Annotated in this window: 12 protein-coding genes and 1 pseudogene; 5 read left to right on the forward strand and 8 right to left on the reverse strand. The window is 73.4% G+C overall.

The window, feature by feature from the left end:
* Positions 1 to 67: 67 nt before the first annotated feature.
* Positions 68 to 901 (forward strand): hypothetical protein, encoded by an 834-nt coding sequence (locus tag ABZ904_RS03955; RefSeq protein WP_359397999.1) that lies wholly within the window; start codon positions 68 to 70, stop codon positions 899 to 901.
* Positions 902 to 961: 60 nt separating this feature from the next.
* Here the strand turns inward: ABZ904_RS03955 and ABZ904_RS03960 are convergent.
* Both ABZ904_RS03960 and ABZ904_RS03965 read right to left on the reverse strand, forming a co-directional pair.
* A pseudogene (locus tag ABZ904_RS03960) lies at positions 962 to 2192 on the reverse strand (AI-2E family transporter); the annotation flags it as partial.
* A 60-nt stretch (positions 2193 to 2252) separates the two neighbouring features.
* Positions 2253 to 2447, reverse strand: a complete 195-nt coding sequence (locus tag ABZ904_RS03965; protein ID WP_359397962.1) for a DUF3046 domain-containing protein — start codon at positions 2445 to 2447, stop codon at positions 2253 to 2255.
* A gap of 80 nt (positions 2448 to 2527) precedes the next feature.
* On the opposite strand from ABZ904_RS03965, the gene ABZ904_RS03970 reads away from it, so the two are divergent.
* Positions 2528 to 3472, forward strand: a complete 945-nt coding sequence (locus tag ABZ904_RS03970; protein WP_359397964.1) for a hypothetical protein — start codon at positions 2528 to 2530, stop codon at positions 3470 to 3472.
* Between the two features lie 155 nt (positions 3473 to 3627).
* On the opposite strand, the gene ABZ904_RS03975 is transcribed toward ABZ904_RS03970, so the two are convergent.
* The 3 genes from ABZ904_RS03975 to ABZ904_RS03985 are packed head-to-tail and all read right to left on the reverse strand — an operon-like array spanning position 3628 to position 5599.
* Positions 3628 to 3936 carry an AzlD domain-containing protein gene (locus ABZ904_RS03975; RefSeq protein WP_361820969.1) on the reverse strand — a complete coding sequence of 103 codons (309 nt, stop codon included), beginning with the start codon at positions 3934 to 3936 and terminating at the stop codon, positions 3628 to 3630.
* Positions 3933 to 4706, reverse strand: a complete 774-nt coding sequence (locus ABZ904_RS03980; protein WP_359397968.1) for an AzlC family ABC transporter permease — start codon at positions 4704 to 4706, stop codon at positions 3933 to 3935. Before ABZ904_RS03980 ends, ABZ904_RS03975 begins: the two co-directional genes overlap by 4 nt.
* Positions 4607 to 5599 carry an AraC family transcriptional regulator gene (locus tag ABZ904_RS03985; RefSeq protein WP_360989504.1) on the reverse strand — a complete coding sequence of 331 codons (993 nt, stop codon included), beginning with the start codon at positions 5597 to 5599 and terminating at the stop codon, positions 4607 to 4609. The genes ABZ904_RS03980 and ABZ904_RS03985 overlap by 100 nt, the downstream gene beginning before the upstream one ends.
* A 103-nt stretch (positions 5600 to 5702) precedes the next feature.
* On the opposite strand from ABZ904_RS03985, the gene ABZ904_RS03990 reads away from it, so the two are divergent.
* Genes ABZ904_RS03990 through ABZ904_RS04000 form a run of 3 tightly spaced genes read left to right on the forward strand, consistent with a single transcriptional unit; the run spans position 5703 to position 12381 of the window.
* On the forward strand, positions 5703 to 10682 hold the full coding sequence (locus ABZ904_RS03990; protein WP_361820972.1) for an ATP-dependent helicase: 4980 nt from the start codon (positions 5703 to 5705) through the stop codon (positions 10680 to 10682).
* 55 nt (positions 10683 to 10737) lie between these two features.
* Entirely contained in the window at positions 10738 to 11586 is an 849-nt protein-coding gene (locus ABZ904_RS03995) for a DNA-formamidopyrimidine glycosylase family protein (protein WP_359397972.1), read from the forward strand.
* Between the two features lie 33 nt (positions 11587 to 11619).
* Positions 11620 to 12381: an SDR family NAD(P)-dependent oxidoreductase gene (locus ABZ904_RS04000; protein WP_359397974.1), complete on the forward strand. Its 762-nt coding sequence runs from the start codon at positions 11620 to 11622 to the stop codon at positions 12379 to 12381.
* A 101-nt stretch (positions 12382 to 12482) separates the two neighbouring features.
* On the opposite strand, the gene ABZ904_RS04005 is transcribed toward ABZ904_RS04000, so the two are convergent.
* From ABZ904_RS04005 to ABZ904_RS04015, 3 genes are all read right to left on the reverse strand, one after another.
* The gene (locus tag ABZ904_RS04005; RefSeq protein WP_359397976.1) at positions 12483 to 12746 is read right to left on the reverse strand and encodes a hypothetical protein; all 264 of its coding nucleotides are present in this window, start codon (positions 12744 to 12746) and stop codon (positions 12483 to 12485) included.
* A 191-nt stretch (positions 12747 to 12937) separates the two neighbouring features.
* A complete protein-coding gene (locus tag ABZ904_RS04010; RefSeq protein WP_359397978.1) occupies positions 12938 to 13408 on the reverse strand; it encodes a DNA starvation/stationary phase protection protein in 471 nt (156 codons plus the stop codon).
* 281 nt (positions 13409 to 13689) lie between these two features.
* A complete protein-coding gene (locus ABZ904_RS04015; RefSeq protein WP_359397980.1) occupies positions 13690 to 14067 on the reverse strand; it encodes a helix-turn-helix transcriptional regulator in 378 nt (125 codons plus the stop codon).
* Positions 14068 to 14171: the final 104 nt, after the last annotated feature.

A 14171-nucleotide genomic window follows, 5' to 3' on the forward strand; every position in this document is an offset into this window, starting at 1 on the left:
CGGGCGTACGAGAGGTGACTCCGGCCGTACGACGACCCCGTCACCCCCCGCCTCCAGGCTGATTCCCATGGACCGCCAAGGAATCCCCGCTCCCGCCGCCGTCGGTGCGGCCCGGCAGACCGGCACCGCCACCGCCGGCAGCCGGTCCCGCACCCCGGGGCGCCCCCTCCGCACGCCCGAACGTATTTGCTATACGACGGGCGCAGTCCTCGTCCTGTCCGGCCTGACCCACCTGCTGGTGTTCGCCGTCGACGGCGGCCCGTGGAACGGCCCCGTCTCCTGGCGCAAGCCCATCACCTTCGGGCTCTCCTTCGGTCTGACACTCGCCGCGGTCACCTGGGTGACGTCGTATCTGACCGTCGCAGCGCGGCTCCGCACCGTCCTGCTCGTCGTGTTCGCCGCCGACTGCGTCGTGGAGGTCGCCGGGATCACCCTCCAGGCATGGCGCCACGTGCCGTCGCACCTCAACACCGAGACACCCTTCGACACGGTGGTCGCGATGACCCTCGCGGTCGGCGGTGGCGTCCTGGTCGTGGTGCTGTCGGCGTTCGCGGCCGCCGCCTTCCGGCACCGGCCGGACGGCCCCGTGGGCATGGCGCTCGCGGTACGCTCCGGGTTCGCGATCATGATCGTCGCGCTGCTCTCGGGAGCCGTGATGATCGCCCGCGGCGTCGTGCTCTCCCGCACCGGGCACCAGCAGGCGGCATATCACTCCACCGCGCCGCTCAAGCCGCTGCACGCGGTGAGCCTGCACGCCGTGCTGGTGCTCCCCGCCCTGGCCTGGTCGCTGTCCCGCACGGCGTGGCGCGACGCCTCGAAACAGCGCATCGTGCGCGCGGCGGTCGGCGGCTACGCGGCCGCCGTGCTCGGCGCGGTGGTCTGGGCGGCACTCACCTGGTGAGCCCCCGGGGCCGGGTGACGCTCGCCCGGTGAGTCCCCGCCGCGCAGGAGCCTCAGGAGGGCGCCTGGCCGCCCAGCAGCCGCCGCACTCGCGCGGAGAGGCTGCCCGGTCCCGATCCCGATCCCCGCGTCCGGTGCCCCTGGACACGGGGATCGTCCGTGACGTCGTACCGCTTCACATACGCCCCGAGGAAGGCCTGGAGCGTGGCGACCGCCGGGATGGAGATCAGGGCTCCGACGGCACCGAGGAGCGCGGTGCCGGCGATGACGGACCCGAAGGCGACCGCCGGGTGGATGTCCACGGACCGCGCGGTCAGCTTGGGCTGGAGCATGTAGTTCTCGAACTGCTGGTAGACCACGACGAAGATCAGCACCCACAGTGCGTACCAGGGGTCCACGGTGAAGGCGATCAGCATCGGCAGGGCGCCCGCGAGGTAGGTGCCGATGGTGGGGATGAACTGCGAGACCAGACCGACCCAGACGGCGAGCACGGGCGCGTACGGGATGCCCAGCGCCTCCAGCAGGATGTAGTGCGCGACGCCCGAGATCAGCGCCATCAGACCGCGCGAGTAGAGGTAGCCGCCCGTCTTGTCGACGGCGATCTCCCAAGCGCGCAGCACCTCGGCCTGCCGGGCGGGCGGCAGCACCGAGCACAGTGCGCGCCGCAGCCTGGGCCCGTCGGCCGCGAAGTAGAACGAGAACAGCGTGACCGTCAGCAGCTGGAAGAGGCCGCCCAGGACCTGTGCCGAGACGTCCAGGACGCCGGTGGCGCTGTTCTGGACGTACTTCTTGAGCCAGTCGGAGTGGACCAGGCTGTCCTGCACGTCCACGCGTCTGAGGTGGGAGTGGAACGTCGAGTTGATCCAGTTGATGACGGAGTCGAGGTAACCCGGAAAGCCCTCGACCATCTTGACGATCTGGCCGGCGAGCATCGAGCCGAGCAGCGTGACGAATCCGGCCACCGCGATCGCCAGGCCCAGGAACACCAGGAAGGTGGCCAGTCCCCGGCGCATTCGGCGGGAGGCCATCCAGCTCACCGCGGGCTCTATGGCGAGTGCCAGGAAGAACGCGATGAGTATGTTGATCAACAGGCCGGTGAGCTGGTGGAACGCCCAGCTGCCGAGCTGGAACACGGCGACCAGGGCGAGGGCCAGCACCATGGCGCGCGGCAGCCAGCGGGGCATACGTGCGCCCGGCACGGCGGCGTCGCCGGCCGGGGGCCGGGCGGGCGGTGTCGTGCCGAGCGGCGATTCCTGATGGGGTACCTGGGCGGTCTCGTCTGTCGGGGCCACGGAGCCAGTCTCGCCCACCGCGCCGGCAAACGGGGACTTGCGGCGGATCTTCGTGTCCCTTCAGCGCTTCTCGTGCGGGACGTTCATGGCCGTGCACACGGCTCGCCACACGTCCTTGGCCTCCCAGCCGGCGTCCAGCGCCTCGTGCACGGTGCGCCCGCCGAGCTCCGACATCACATGATCGCGTGCGAAGGTGTCGGCGTACGCCTCACCGAAGTGATCCGCCATCCGTCGCCAGAAGACCGTCAACCGCATGACTCGAGTATCCCGCCCCTGAGAGTGGGCCCGGGTCGTGACCCCTTGCCGAGACCGCTTTCCGCCCTACGGTCTGAGCCATGGCCGAAACCGGAGTATCCCCACTCCCCCCGACGCCCCCGGCGCGCACCCAGCTGGCCCGCGCCGAGCACTTCGTCTGGCTCACCGCGCGCGTACTGGAGCAGCGCCGCTTCGCCTACCACTTCCTCGGCGGCGCCGCCGACCCGGTGGAGACCGCCCTGACCGCGTACCGCAATGAGGACGAGGGGTACGGTCACGCCCTCGAACCCGATCTGCGCGGCCCCGTCAGCCAGCCCCTGCACACCGCGCACGCGCTGCGTGTGCTGGACTCCATCGGGCGCTGCGGCGGGCAGCGGGTGGAGCGCGTGTGCCGGTACCTGACCGCCGTCTCCACGACGGACGGCGCCCTGCCCGCGGTCCATCCCGGCCAGCGCGGCTATCCGGCCGCCCCCTTCGTGCCCATCGTCGACACGCCGCCGAGCGACCTCCTCGCCACCGGTCCCGTGGTGGGCCTGCTGCACCGCAACGAGGTGTGGCACGCGTGGCTGTTCCGGGCGACCGACTTCTGCTGGGACGCGATCGAGTCCCTGGAGAAGTCGCATCCGTACGAGGTCCAGGCGGCGGTGACGTTCCTGGACTCGGCGCCCGACCGCTCGCGCGCGGAGGCGGCCGCCGACCGGCTGGGCCGACTGGTGCGCGAACAGCTGCTCGCGGTGCTCGATCCGGAGCGTCCGGAGGCCCACCCGGTCGCGCCCGGATACGCGCCGGGCGAGTACCACTTCCCCTACGACTTCGCGCGCACGCCCGACTCCCTCGCGCGCGCGTGGTTCACCGACGAGGAGATGACACGCGCCCTGGACTTCCTCTCGGCCGACCAGCAGGAGGACGGCGGCTGGCCGGTCCGCTGGCGGCAGTGGGCACCGGGCAGCGCACTGGAGTGGCGTCCTGTCGTGACGATCGAGGCGTTGCGGACGCTGCGGGCCCACGGACGCTTCATCGGCTGACGGCTTGCGGGTCCGGCGGCGCGCCGCCCCCTGGACCCACGCGCCCCGGTAAGCGCGCCGCCGGTATGTGCGTGCCGCCCATGTGCGCGAGCGCTGTCCCCCGTACGCCTGCCGCCTGGGCGCGCGAACGCCGCTATGGCGCGCGTGCCGGCCGCTCAGCCCGCGATCGCCCGCACCCCCGCCGTCACGATGACGGCCGCCGCGACGACGAGCAGGAAGGGGGCGCGCAGGAGCAACGCGAGGGCGGCCGCGGCCAGCCCCGCCGCCCGTGCGTCCAGGACGAGGTCACGGCCGTCGGCGAAGGTCTGCTGCGCCGTGAGGGCGGCCAGCAGGGCCACGGGGAGCAGGGCCGCGAGTCGCCGCCCCAGCGGCCGCTCCAGGAATCCCGCGGGCACAAGAAGACCGATGAGCTTGACCGCATAGCAGCCCACCGCGGTCACACCGATCGCGATCCAGACGTTCAACGGTCTCCCCCCTGCGAGTGCGGTACGCCGTCGGCGGTCGCCGCCCCGGGCCCGCCCGGGCCGCGACGCCGCCCCTGCGCCCAGAGGACGGCCGGGGCCGCCAGCGCCGCCACCAGGACGGGTACGCCGGCGGGCAGCACCGGCAGCAGTCCGAGTCCCAGCACCACGGCGGCACCCGCCACGGCGCGCTCCGTGGCGGTGCTCAGCATCGGCGCGAGCAGCGCCAGGAAGACCGCGGGCCCGGCGGCGTCCAGACCCCACGCGTCCGTGTCCCCGATGGCCCGCGCGCCCACGGCCCCGAGAAGCGTGGTCAGGTTCCACAGGACGTAGAGGGTGAGCCCGGTGACGGTGAAGCCGATGCGGATGCTCCGGCGCGTCGGCTGGGCGAGCGCCACCGCGGTGGTCTCGTCGATCACCCACTGGGCGGCCAGCGGCCGCACCGCGCGCGGGAGAGCGAGCAACTGCGACAGCCGCAGCCCGTAGAACGCGTTGCGCACACCCAGGAAGAAGGCGCCCGCGGCCGCCGTGAACGGGTTGCCCCCGGCGGCGAGGGCGCCCACGAGGGCGAACTGCGAGGCACCGGTGAACACCAGGAGACTGAGCGCGCACGTCTGCAGCAGCGTCAGCCCGCTGCCGGCCGAGGTCACTCCGAAGGCGAAGCCGGACAGCCCTACGGCGACCCCGACGCCGAGGGCGTCCCTGACGACGGCGGCGTCCGGTTTTCCGCCGTCCTCCCCGTGTATGTCCGCGAGTGCGGTCTGTTCTGCCACGGCGGGGACGCTACGGGCAGGCCGTCCCGGACGTCTTGTACGTTCTTGCGCCCCGGGGGACGCGGGCCCTCGCCCGTTCGCTCGCGCTGGTAGGCCCCGGGCGGGACGCCGACGATCCGGGTGAAGTGGCGGTTGAGGTGCGGCTGATCGGTGAATCCCACGGTGACGGCGGCCTCGGCGGGTGCCACGCCGGCGTCCAGGAGGCGCCGGGCCCGGCGGACCCGGGCGTCGGTCAGCCAGGTGTGCGGCGGCATGCCGAACGTGTCACGGAAGGCGCGCAGCAGCGCGAAAGGGCTGGTGCCGAGGTCGGCCGCGAGCTGTTCCAGGGTCGGCGGCTCGGCCATCCGCTCCTCGAGCACGGCACGCGCGCGTGCGGCGGCGCGGGCGCCCGCGGTGCGCACGGCGCGCTGCGGCAACGGACCACCGTTGAGCCGCAGCAGCCGGGTCACGGCGACCCGCAGCACGGTGTCGGCGGCGAGTGCGTTGCCCTCGTCGGCGGCCCGGAGCACCTCGTGGACCAGGCCGACGGTGTACGGGTCCTCGAGCACCGGGCTCGCGAAGCCGGGGGTGCCGCGGATGGCCGTGGTCTCGGCGGCGATCTCGGCCACCAGATCCGGCGACGGGTAGACGGCCCCGTACCGCCAGCCCTCGGGTGCGCCGGCCCGGCCCGTGTGCGGGGTGTCCGGGTTGACCAGGGCCAGGGCGCCGGGGCCCGCGTACTGGTCCGCGCCTCCGTGGTGGAAGATCTCGACTCCGTCGGCGATGGCCGCGATCACGAAGTTCTCGTGCGTGTGCCGTACGAAGGTCTTGCGGATGTAGCGGGCACGCAGCAGGTCGACTCCGGGCAACTCCTCGTACTGCCAGTGCCGCGCCCGCTCCCCGGAACCTGCCATGGAGCCATTCTGCGGCACGTCCCGGACCACACCCCTCGCCCTCTCGTCCCGAGGTTGCACAGGCCGGACGGGATTGTCAGTGGACGGGTGCAGGATTGACAGCATGCCCAGTCCCGCACACCGAGCTCTCGACGGCTTCTCCCCCGCGACCCGCGGCTGGTTCACGGGGGCGTTCTCCGCGCCCACCGCCGCCCAGGCCGGGGCGTGGCGTGCCATCGCCGAGGGCTCGGACGTGCTCGTGGTCGCCCCGACCGGTTCCGGCAAGACGCTGGCCGCGTTCCTCGCCGCCCTCGACCAGCTGGCGTCCACGCCGCCGCCCGCCGACCCCAAGAAGCGCTGCCGGGTGCTGTACGTGTCCCCGCTGAAGGCCCTCGCGGTGGACGTGGAGCGGAATCTGCGCAGTCCGCTCACCGGTATCCGCCACGAGTCGGTGCGGCTCGGGCAGCCCGAGCCCGAGGTCAAGGTGGGCATCCGCTCCGGTGACACCCCCGCCGCCGAGCGCCGCGCCCTGGCCACGCGTCCGCCCGACATCCTGATCACCACCCCCGAGTCCCTGTTCCTGATGCTGACGTCGGCCACCCGCGACGCGCTCACAGGCGTGGAGACGGTGATCCTGGACGAGGTGCACGCCGTGGCGGGCACCAAGCGGGGCGCGCATCTGGCGCTCTCCCTGGAGCGGCTCGACGAGCTGCTGCCCAGGCCCGCGCGCCGCATCGGCCTGTCCGCCACCGTGCGCCCGGTGGACGAGGTGGCCCGCTTCCTCTCCCCGCGCCGCAAGGTGGAGATCGTCCAGCCCGAGTCCGGCAAGGAGTTCGACCTCTCCGTCGTCGTCCCCGTCGAGGACCTGGGCGAGCTGGGCGGCTCACCGGTCAGCGACGGCGGCGAGGGCAAGGAGCGCCCGTCCATCTGGCCGCATGTCGAGGAACGCATCGCCGACCTGGTCCAGGCCCACCGCTCCACGATCGTGTTCGCCAACTCCCGCCGCCTCGCGGAGCGGCTGTGCAACCGGCTGAACGAGATCGCCTACGAGAGGGCGACCGGCGAGCCGCTGGAGGAGCATCACTCCCCCGCCCAGCTGATGGGCGGCTCGGGCGCGGCCCAGGGCGCGCCCCCGGTGCTCGCCCGCGCCCACCACGGCTCGGTCTCCAAGGAGCAGCGCGCCCTGGTCGAGGAGGACCTGAAGGCGGGACGGCTGCCCGCCGTGGTCGCCACCTCCAGCCTCGAGCTGGGCATCGACATGGGCGCGGTGGACCTGGTCGTCCAGGTCGAGTCGCCGCCCTCCGTGGCCTCCGGGCTCCAGCGCGTGGGCCGCGCCGGACACCAGGTCGGCGCCGTCTCCACCGGCGTGGTCTTCCCCAAGTACCGCGGCGACCTCGTCCAGGCCGCCGTGGTCACGGAGCGGATGCGATCCGGCTCCATCGAGTCGCTGAAGGTCCCGGGGAACCCGCTGGACGTGCTCGCCCAGCAGCTCGTCGCCATGACCTCACTGGACACCTGGCAGTTCGACGACCTGCTCGCGGTGGTCCGGCGGGCGGCCCCCTTCGCCTCGCTCCCCGAGTCGGCGTTCACGGCGGTGCTGGACATGCTCGCGGGCCGTTATCCCTCCGACGCCTTCGCGGAGCTGCGGCCGCGTGTGGTGTGGGACCGGGTCGCGGGCACGATCAGCGGCCGTCCGGGTGCCCAGCGCCTCGCCGTCACGTCCGCGGGCACGATCCCGGACCGCGGGCTCTTCGGGGTCTTCCTGGCCGGGGCCGACCCGAAGAAGGGCGGCGGCCGGGTCGGCGAGCTGGACGAGGAGATGGTCTACGAGTCCCGGGTCGGCGACGTGTTCACGCTGGGGACCAGCTCCTGGCGGATCGAGGACATCACGCGCGACCGGGTCCTGGTCTCCCCCGCGCCCGGTGTCCCGGGCCGGCTGCCCTTCTGGAAGGGCGATCAGCTGGGCCGCCCGCTGGAGCTGGGCCGCGCGGTGGGAGCGTTCCTGCGCGAGGTCGGCTCGCTGTCCGAGGAGGACGCCCGGCTGCGGCTGCTGGCCGCGGGCCTGGACGCCTGGGCCGCGGACAACGTGCTGTCGTACCTGAGTGAGCAGCGCGAGGCCTGCGGTCATGTCCCGGACGACCGCACGATCGTCGTCGAACGGTTCCGGGACGAGCTGGGCGACTGGCGGGTCGTGGTGCACTCGCCCTTCGGCGCCCAGGTCCACGCCCCCTGGGCACTCGCGCTGGGCGCCCGGCTGTCCGAGCGGTACGGCATGGACGCCCAGGTCATGCACGCCGACGACGGAATCGTGCTGCGCCTGCCGGACGCCGATCTGATGGGGCTCGACCTGCTCGACCAGGAGCCGGTGAAGGCGGGCACGGAGTACGACGCCGAGCAGGCGCCCGTCGGTGCGGCGGAGGTCGCCTTCGACAAGGGCGAGGTCGACCAGATCGTCACCGACCAGGTCGGCGGCTCGGCACTGTTCGCGTCCCGGTTCCGCGAGTGCGCCGCCCGTGCGCTGCTGCTGCCGCGCCGCAACCCGGGCCGGCGCACCCCGCTGTGGCAGCAGCGCCAGCGCGCGGCCCAACTGCTGCAGGTGGCGAGCGAGTTCGGTTCGTTCCCGATCGTCCTCGAGGCGGTACGCGAGTGCCTTCAGGACGTCTTCGACGTCCCGGGCCTCGTCGAGCTGATGGGCGACATCGAGTCCCGCAAGGTGCGGCTCGTGGAGGTCACCACCCCGGAGCCGTCCCCGTTCGCCCGCTCGCTCCTGTTCGGGTACGTCGCGCAGTTCCTCTACGAGGGGGACTCGCCGCTGGCCGAGCGGCGCGCGGCCGCGCTGTCGCTGGACTCCCGGCTGCTGGCCGAGCTGCTGGGCCAGGCGGAGCTGCGTGAGCTGCTCGACGCCGAGGTGCTGACCGAGCTGGAACGCGAGCTGCAATGGCTGACCGAGGACCGGCGCGTCAAGGACGTCGAGTCGGTTGCGGACGTGCTGCGGCTGCTGGGCCCGCTCACCGACGCCGAACTGAGCGAGCGGGGGGCCGAGCCGCAGTGGGTGGAGGAGCTGGCCGCCGCGCGCCGCGCGATCAGGGTCCGTATCTCGGGCACGTACCACTGGGCCGCCATCGAGGACGCGGGCCGGCTGCGCGACGCGCTGGGCACGGCGCTGCCGGTGGGCGTGCCCGAGGCGTTCACCGAGCCGGTGAAGGACCCGCTCGGCGACCTCCTGGCGCGGTACGCGCGCACCCACGGCCCATTCACATCGGCCACCGCCGCCGCACGGTTCGGTCTCGGGGTGGCCGTGACCGAGGGCGCACTGCAACGGCTCACGGCGTCCGGCCGGATCGTCCAGGGGGAGTTCCATCCGGCGGGCATCGGCCAGGAGTGGTGCGACGCGACGGTGCTGCGCCGACTGCGGCGCCGCTCCCTGGCGGCGCTGCGGCACGAGCTGGAGCCGGTGCCTCCGGCGGCGCTGGCACAGTTCCTGCCGCAGTGGCAGCACGTCGGCAGCGGGCACGGACTGCGGGGCGTCGACGGACTGGTGCGGGCGATCGAGCAGTTGCAGGGCGCGTCCGTGCCCGCATCCGCTCTGGAGAAGCTCGTTCTGCCGTCCCGCGTCTCCAACTACACGCCCGGGATGCTGGACGAACTCACGGCCGCCGGCGAGGTGGTGTGGGCAGGCGCGGGCGCACTGCCCGGCAAGGACGGGTGGATCTCCCTCTACCTGGCGGACGCGGCACCGCTGCTGCTGCCCGCCCCGCACCCCCTGGAGCTGACCGCCCTCCACCAGTCGGTGCTGGACGCCCTTTCGGGCGGCTACGGTCTGTTCTTCCGTCAGATCGCCGACCAGGTCCGCGCCACCACGCACCCGGACGTGACGGATCCCCAACTGGCCGACGCCGTCTGGGACCTGGCCTGGTCGGGGCGGCTGACGAACGACACCCTGGCGCCCATGCGCGCGCTGCTCGGCTCGGGCCGCACCGCGGGGTCCACCGCCCACCGCGCCAAGCGCGCGATGCCGCGCGGCCGGTACGGCTCGCTGACGGCCGCCGCACGCCCCCAGTCCCGTACGGGACCGCCGACCGTGGCGGGCCGCTGGTCCCTGCTGTCCTCCCGCGAGTCCGACGCCACCGTCCGCGCCCACGCCCTGGCCCGGACGCTGCTGGACCGGCACGGCGTGGTGACCCGCGGCGCGGTCGCCGCGGAGGGTGTCGAGGGAGGCTTCTCCGCCGTGTACCGCGTGCTGTCCGCGTTCGAGGAGAGCGGTCAGGCACGGCGCGGCTATGTGGTCGAGGGACTCGGTGCGGCGCAGTTCGCGATGGACGGCGCGGTGGACCGGCTGCGCGCGGTGTCGAACGCGCGCGATCGGGGCGAGCCCCTGCCCGGCGCGGGCACGGGGCCTGCCGACGGGAACGGTTTCGGGCACCCCGCAGACCGCACACGCCCGTTCGGCCCCGGATCTCCCGGTGCGGGCGACGACCCCTTCGGCGGCTCGGGCGCGGCATTCGGCACCGGCGACCACGAAGGCCCGCAGGACCCGTTCGACGACGTCTTCGGCGACCCCTTCGCCTCGGACCCGGCAGGGCAGGATCCGTTGTCCGCGCCGGGGTTCGGAGGTCCGCGCTCGGGCTCTCCCGCCATGGGGTCCGGCTCCCCTTCCCCGTACGGACAGTACGGATCGGGTCTGTCGCCCCACCGCACCCGTTCCCACGGCCCGGCCCGGAGCGTGGTCCTGGCGGCCGCCGACCCGGCGAACGCCTACGGTGCTGCGCTCGCCTGGCCCGAGCCGCCGGAGGGCGCGGGGCACAAGCCCGGGCGCAAGGCCGGTTCACTGGTGGTCCTGGTCGACGGTGAGCTGGCGCTGTACATGGAGCGGGGCGGCAAGACCCTGCTGGCATGGCCCGGCGATCCCGAGGCCAAGGCGACGGACGACGCCCGACTGCGGGCGGCCGCCGAGGCCCTCAGGGCAGCGGCACGCGCCGGTTCGCTGGGCACGGTGACGGTCGAACGGGTCAACGGCGCCTCCGCCTTGTCGTCACCGTTCGGCGTGCTCCTGGAAGGTGCGGGCTTCATCGCCACCCCGCGGGGGCTGCGGATCCGGGCCTGAGCCCGGTTCACCGCGTCCCTGCCGGGCCGCGACCGCGACGTGTCACCCTTGACGCATGCCCGAAGGAGACACGGTCCACCAAGCCGCGAAGCGTCTGCACGCGGCGCTCGCGGGCAAGGTGCTGACCCGCTCCGACCTCCGGGTGCCCAAGTACGCCACGGCCGATCTGACCGGCCGTACGGTCCTGGACGTCACCCCGCGCGGCAAGCACCTGCTCACCCGCATCGAGGGCGGGCTGACGCTGCACTCACATCTGAAGATGGACGGCGCGTGGAAGATCTACGCGCCGGGCCAGCGCTGGAGCGGCGGGCCCGCCCACCAGATCCGGGCGATCCTCGGCACCGCCGACCGCACCGCCGTCGGCTACCGTCTGCCCGTCCTGGAGCTGCTCCGTACCGCCGACGAGCAGCGCGCCGTGGGCCATCTCGGCCCCGACCTGCTGGGCCCCGACTGGGATGCCGACCGGGCGCTGGAGAACCTGCTGGGCGACCCCGCCCGCCCGCTCGGCGAGGCGCTGCTCGACCAGCGCAACCTCGCCGGCATCGGCAACATCTACAAGAGCGAGCTCTGCTTCCTGCTCCGGGTGACTCCCTGGCTTCCCGTCGGCGCCCTCCCGGCCGAGCACGCCTCTCGCGTCCCCGCCCTCGCCAAGAGGCTCCTGGAAGCCAACCGCGACCGCCCGGCCCGCAACACCACGGGGCGGCGCGAGCAGAACCTCTTCGTCTACGGCCGCGCGCCCCGCCCCTGTCTGCGCTGCGGCACCTCCGTCCGCGTCGCCGACCAGGGCGACGGCTCCCGGGAGCGTCCCACCTACTGGTGCCCGGCCTGCCAGTCGGGCCCGGCACCTGAGCCGGGCCCGATGCGCGCCGAGCCCCGTGGCAGCCGCCACCGCACCGGCAATTGACGGACCGTCAGAAATGCTCGTACCGTCGCTGTCATGCCCGTCACGGCGTACGACCTCAGCGGACGCACCGCATTCGTCACCGGCGCCGCCAGCGGCATCGGCCGGGCCTCGGCCGTGCTGTTCGCCCAGGCCGGCGCGACCGTGCACTGCGCGGACCGCGACGCGCAGGGGCTGCACGGGACGGCGACCCTGATCAAGGACCTCGGCGGCACGGCCCGCACCCACCTCCTCGACGTGACCGACCGGGCGCAGCTCAAGCAGGCGGTCGCCGCCTGCGAGCGGCTCGACGTGATGGCGGCCATCGCCGGGATCATGCACAGCAGCCCCGTGCTGGAGACCCGGGACGAGGACCTCGACCGGGTGCTGGCCGTCAACTTCAAAGGCGTGCTGCACGCCTGCCAGGAGGCGGCCCTGCGCATGATCGCCGACGGCACCCGCGGCAGCATCGTCACGATGGCGTCGGGCGCCGTCGACACCGGAGGTCCCGGGCTGCTCTGCTACGGCGCGGCGAAGGCGGCGGTGGTCCAGCTCACGAAGACTCTGGCGACCGAGATCGGGCCGCACGGGATCCGGGTCAACGCGGTGGCCCCTGGATGGACCCGTACGCCGATGACCGACCGGCACGGCGGGACACAGGAGCAGACGGAGGCCTTCATGGCCCACCTGTCGCCGCTCCGCCGGGTCGGCCGGCCGGAGGACGTCGCCCACGCGGTCCTGCACCTGGCCTGCGACGCCGCCTCCTTCACCACGGGCCAGATCCTCCGCCCGAACGGCGGAGTGGCCATGCCCTGGTGAGGGGATGACGCGCGGAAGGGGCGAGCCCCGACCGCTTCCAGAGGTCCCCTGAACACCTCTGGGGGCGGTCCTGCCGGTCCGTCCGCTCCCCCGCGCCCCCCTCACCTGGGTTGCGCGCCCCTCCCGCGCGCCCACGCGGTACGCCACCGCTGCCAGGCCCTGGCCCATTGGTCCGACCCGGCCGCCCCCTCGGCCCGGGACTTCGGCACACAGTGCACCGGCAGCAGACTCAGCCCCCATCCGCTGATCGCGACCGCCCCCTCCAGCACCCCCGCGTCGGGTGCCAGCACGAGCCGGAGCACCCCCCACCACCACAGCGCACCCAGCGCCAGCCTCGCCCCCCAGCGAGCTGTGCGCCCCGCCATGGCCTCACCTCCAACCCGAGGAACCAGACCCTAGACGGGGCCCGTCCAGGCCTGGGAGGGCGCACCAGCGGCACACAGGCGCACCGGACCCAGCGCATTCCCCCGGCATCCGTCGCACACGGCGCACGCCGCGCACAGCCTTCACCCGCCGCCTGCCTCATCCGGCAACGGGGCCTCTGAGCGCCCGGCCCTCACCCGTTCTCTGCCTGGAACATCCAGTGGTGCTTCTCGAGGTCCGCGGTGATGGCGATGAAGAGGTCCTGGCTCACGGGGTCGGCCTCGGCGGTCGACCCCACCCGCTCACGCATGCGCCCGATCACCGAGCCCAGCGCGGACACGAGCGTGCCGACGGCGTCCGTGTCCTTGACCCAGCCCTGCGGCACCGAGCCGATGCCGCTGCCCTGGGCGACCGTCGCGGCACGTCCGTCCGGCGGGACACCGAGGGCCGAAGCCCGCTCCGCCACCGTGTCGGAGTGACGCCGCGCGCTGTCGACCACCTCGTCCAGTTGCAGGTGGATGGAGCGGAAGCGCGGTCCGATCACGTTCCAGTGCACCTGCTTCGCCACAAGGGAGAGGTCCAGGAGATCGACCAAGGCTCCCTGCAGCGCCTCGGAGACCGTCTTGAGGTCAGGGTCGGCCAGCGGGCTCTTCACGACGTACATCGGTGATCCTCCGTGAGCGTTCGTGCGGTCCCGAGCCCCTCTCTTCCACCATGACCGCACCACCCGGCCCCGGCAAACGGGGCCGGCCGCCCACCGGGCCGCCATCACCGCAGACCCCGGAAGCACGGAGCACCCTCGCGCCCCCGGCGGACCCGCACGCCGGGGCCCGCTCCGGATCCGGACGCACCAGAGCCCCGGCCGCTCCCCTCCGGTCCTCCCGGAGTGGCCCCGACCGGGGCTCTCGCAGATATCGCCGCCTCACCCGCCCACGCGTGTGAGGATCAGGCGGCGACCACGTCCACTGCCTCGCTGGGCGCCTTGATCGTGACCCGTTCCGGTGGGACACCGGCGACAGACACGGAATTCAGCATCGGGCGACGCACCGCTGCGGGAACCGGCTCGGTGGCCGCAGCCGACTGTGCCAGCTCGGCGAGTGCGAGCTCGTCGCTCACTTCCCGCATGAGCTCGGACATCCGTACGTCCAGCGCGTCGCAGATCGCGGAGAGCAGTTCGGAGGACGCCTCCTTCTGCCCCCGCTCCACCTCGGAGAGATAGCCGAGAGAAACTCGGGCGGACGAGGAGACTTCGCGCAGAGTACGGCCCTGGCGCTGGCGCTGCCGACGCAGCACGTCACCCAGCAGGCGACGGAGCAGAATCATCGGTGGCTCCCTCCTCGGACCGCGAAACCGCATCCTTCACGCCCCACCGTACCGCCTTGCGCCGCGGCCGTGCGGGGAGCGCTGTTGTGTTCACTCAGGGCTGC

Source organism: Streptomyces sp. NPDC046900, assembly GCF_040644975.1.
Lineage (GTDB): Bacteria > Actinomycetota > Actinomycetes > Streptomycetales > Streptomycetaceae > Streptomyces.

Coding starts and splice junctions, on each gene's coding strand:
- ABZ904_RS04005 (WP_359397976.1), bottom strand. CDS start 12,746: ATGGCGGGGCGCACAGCTCGCTGGGGGGCGAGGCTGGCGCTGGGTGCG.
- ABZ904_RS04000 (WP_359397974.1), top strand. CDS start 11,620: ATGCCCGTCACGGCGTACGACCTCAGCGGACGCACCGCATTCGTCACC.
- ABZ904_RS04015 (WP_359397980.1), bottom strand. CDS start 14,067: ATGATTCTGCTCCGTCGCCTGCTGGGTGACGTGCTGCGTCGGCAGCGC.
- ABZ904_RS04010 (WP_359397978.1), bottom strand. CDS start 13,408: ATGTACGTCGTGAAGAGCCCGCTGGCCGACCCTGACCTCAAGACGGTC.
- ABZ904_RS03995 (WP_359397972.1), top strand. CDS start 10,738: ATGCCCGAAGGAGACACGGTCCACCAAGCCGCGAAGCGTCTGCACGCG.
- ABZ904_RS03965 (WP_359397962.1), bottom strand. CDS start 2,447: ATGCGGTTGACGGTCTTCTGGCGACGGATGGCGGATCACTTCGGTGAG.
- ABZ904_RS03985 (WP_360989504.1), bottom strand. CDS start 5,599: ATGGCAGGTTCCGGGGAGCGGGCGCGGCACTGGCAGTACGAGGAGTTG.
- ABZ904_RS03970 (WP_359397964.1), top strand. CDS start 2,528: ATGGCCGAAACCGGAGTATCCCCACTCCCCCCGACGCCCCCGGCGCGC.
- ABZ904_RS03990 (WP_361820972.1), top strand. CDS start 5,703: ATGCCCAGTCCCGCACACCGAGCTCTCGACGGCTTCTCCCCCGCGACC.
- ABZ904_RS03955 (WP_359397999.1), top strand. CDS start 68: ATGGACCGCCAAGGAATCCCCGCTCCCGCCGCCGTCGGTGCGGCCCGG.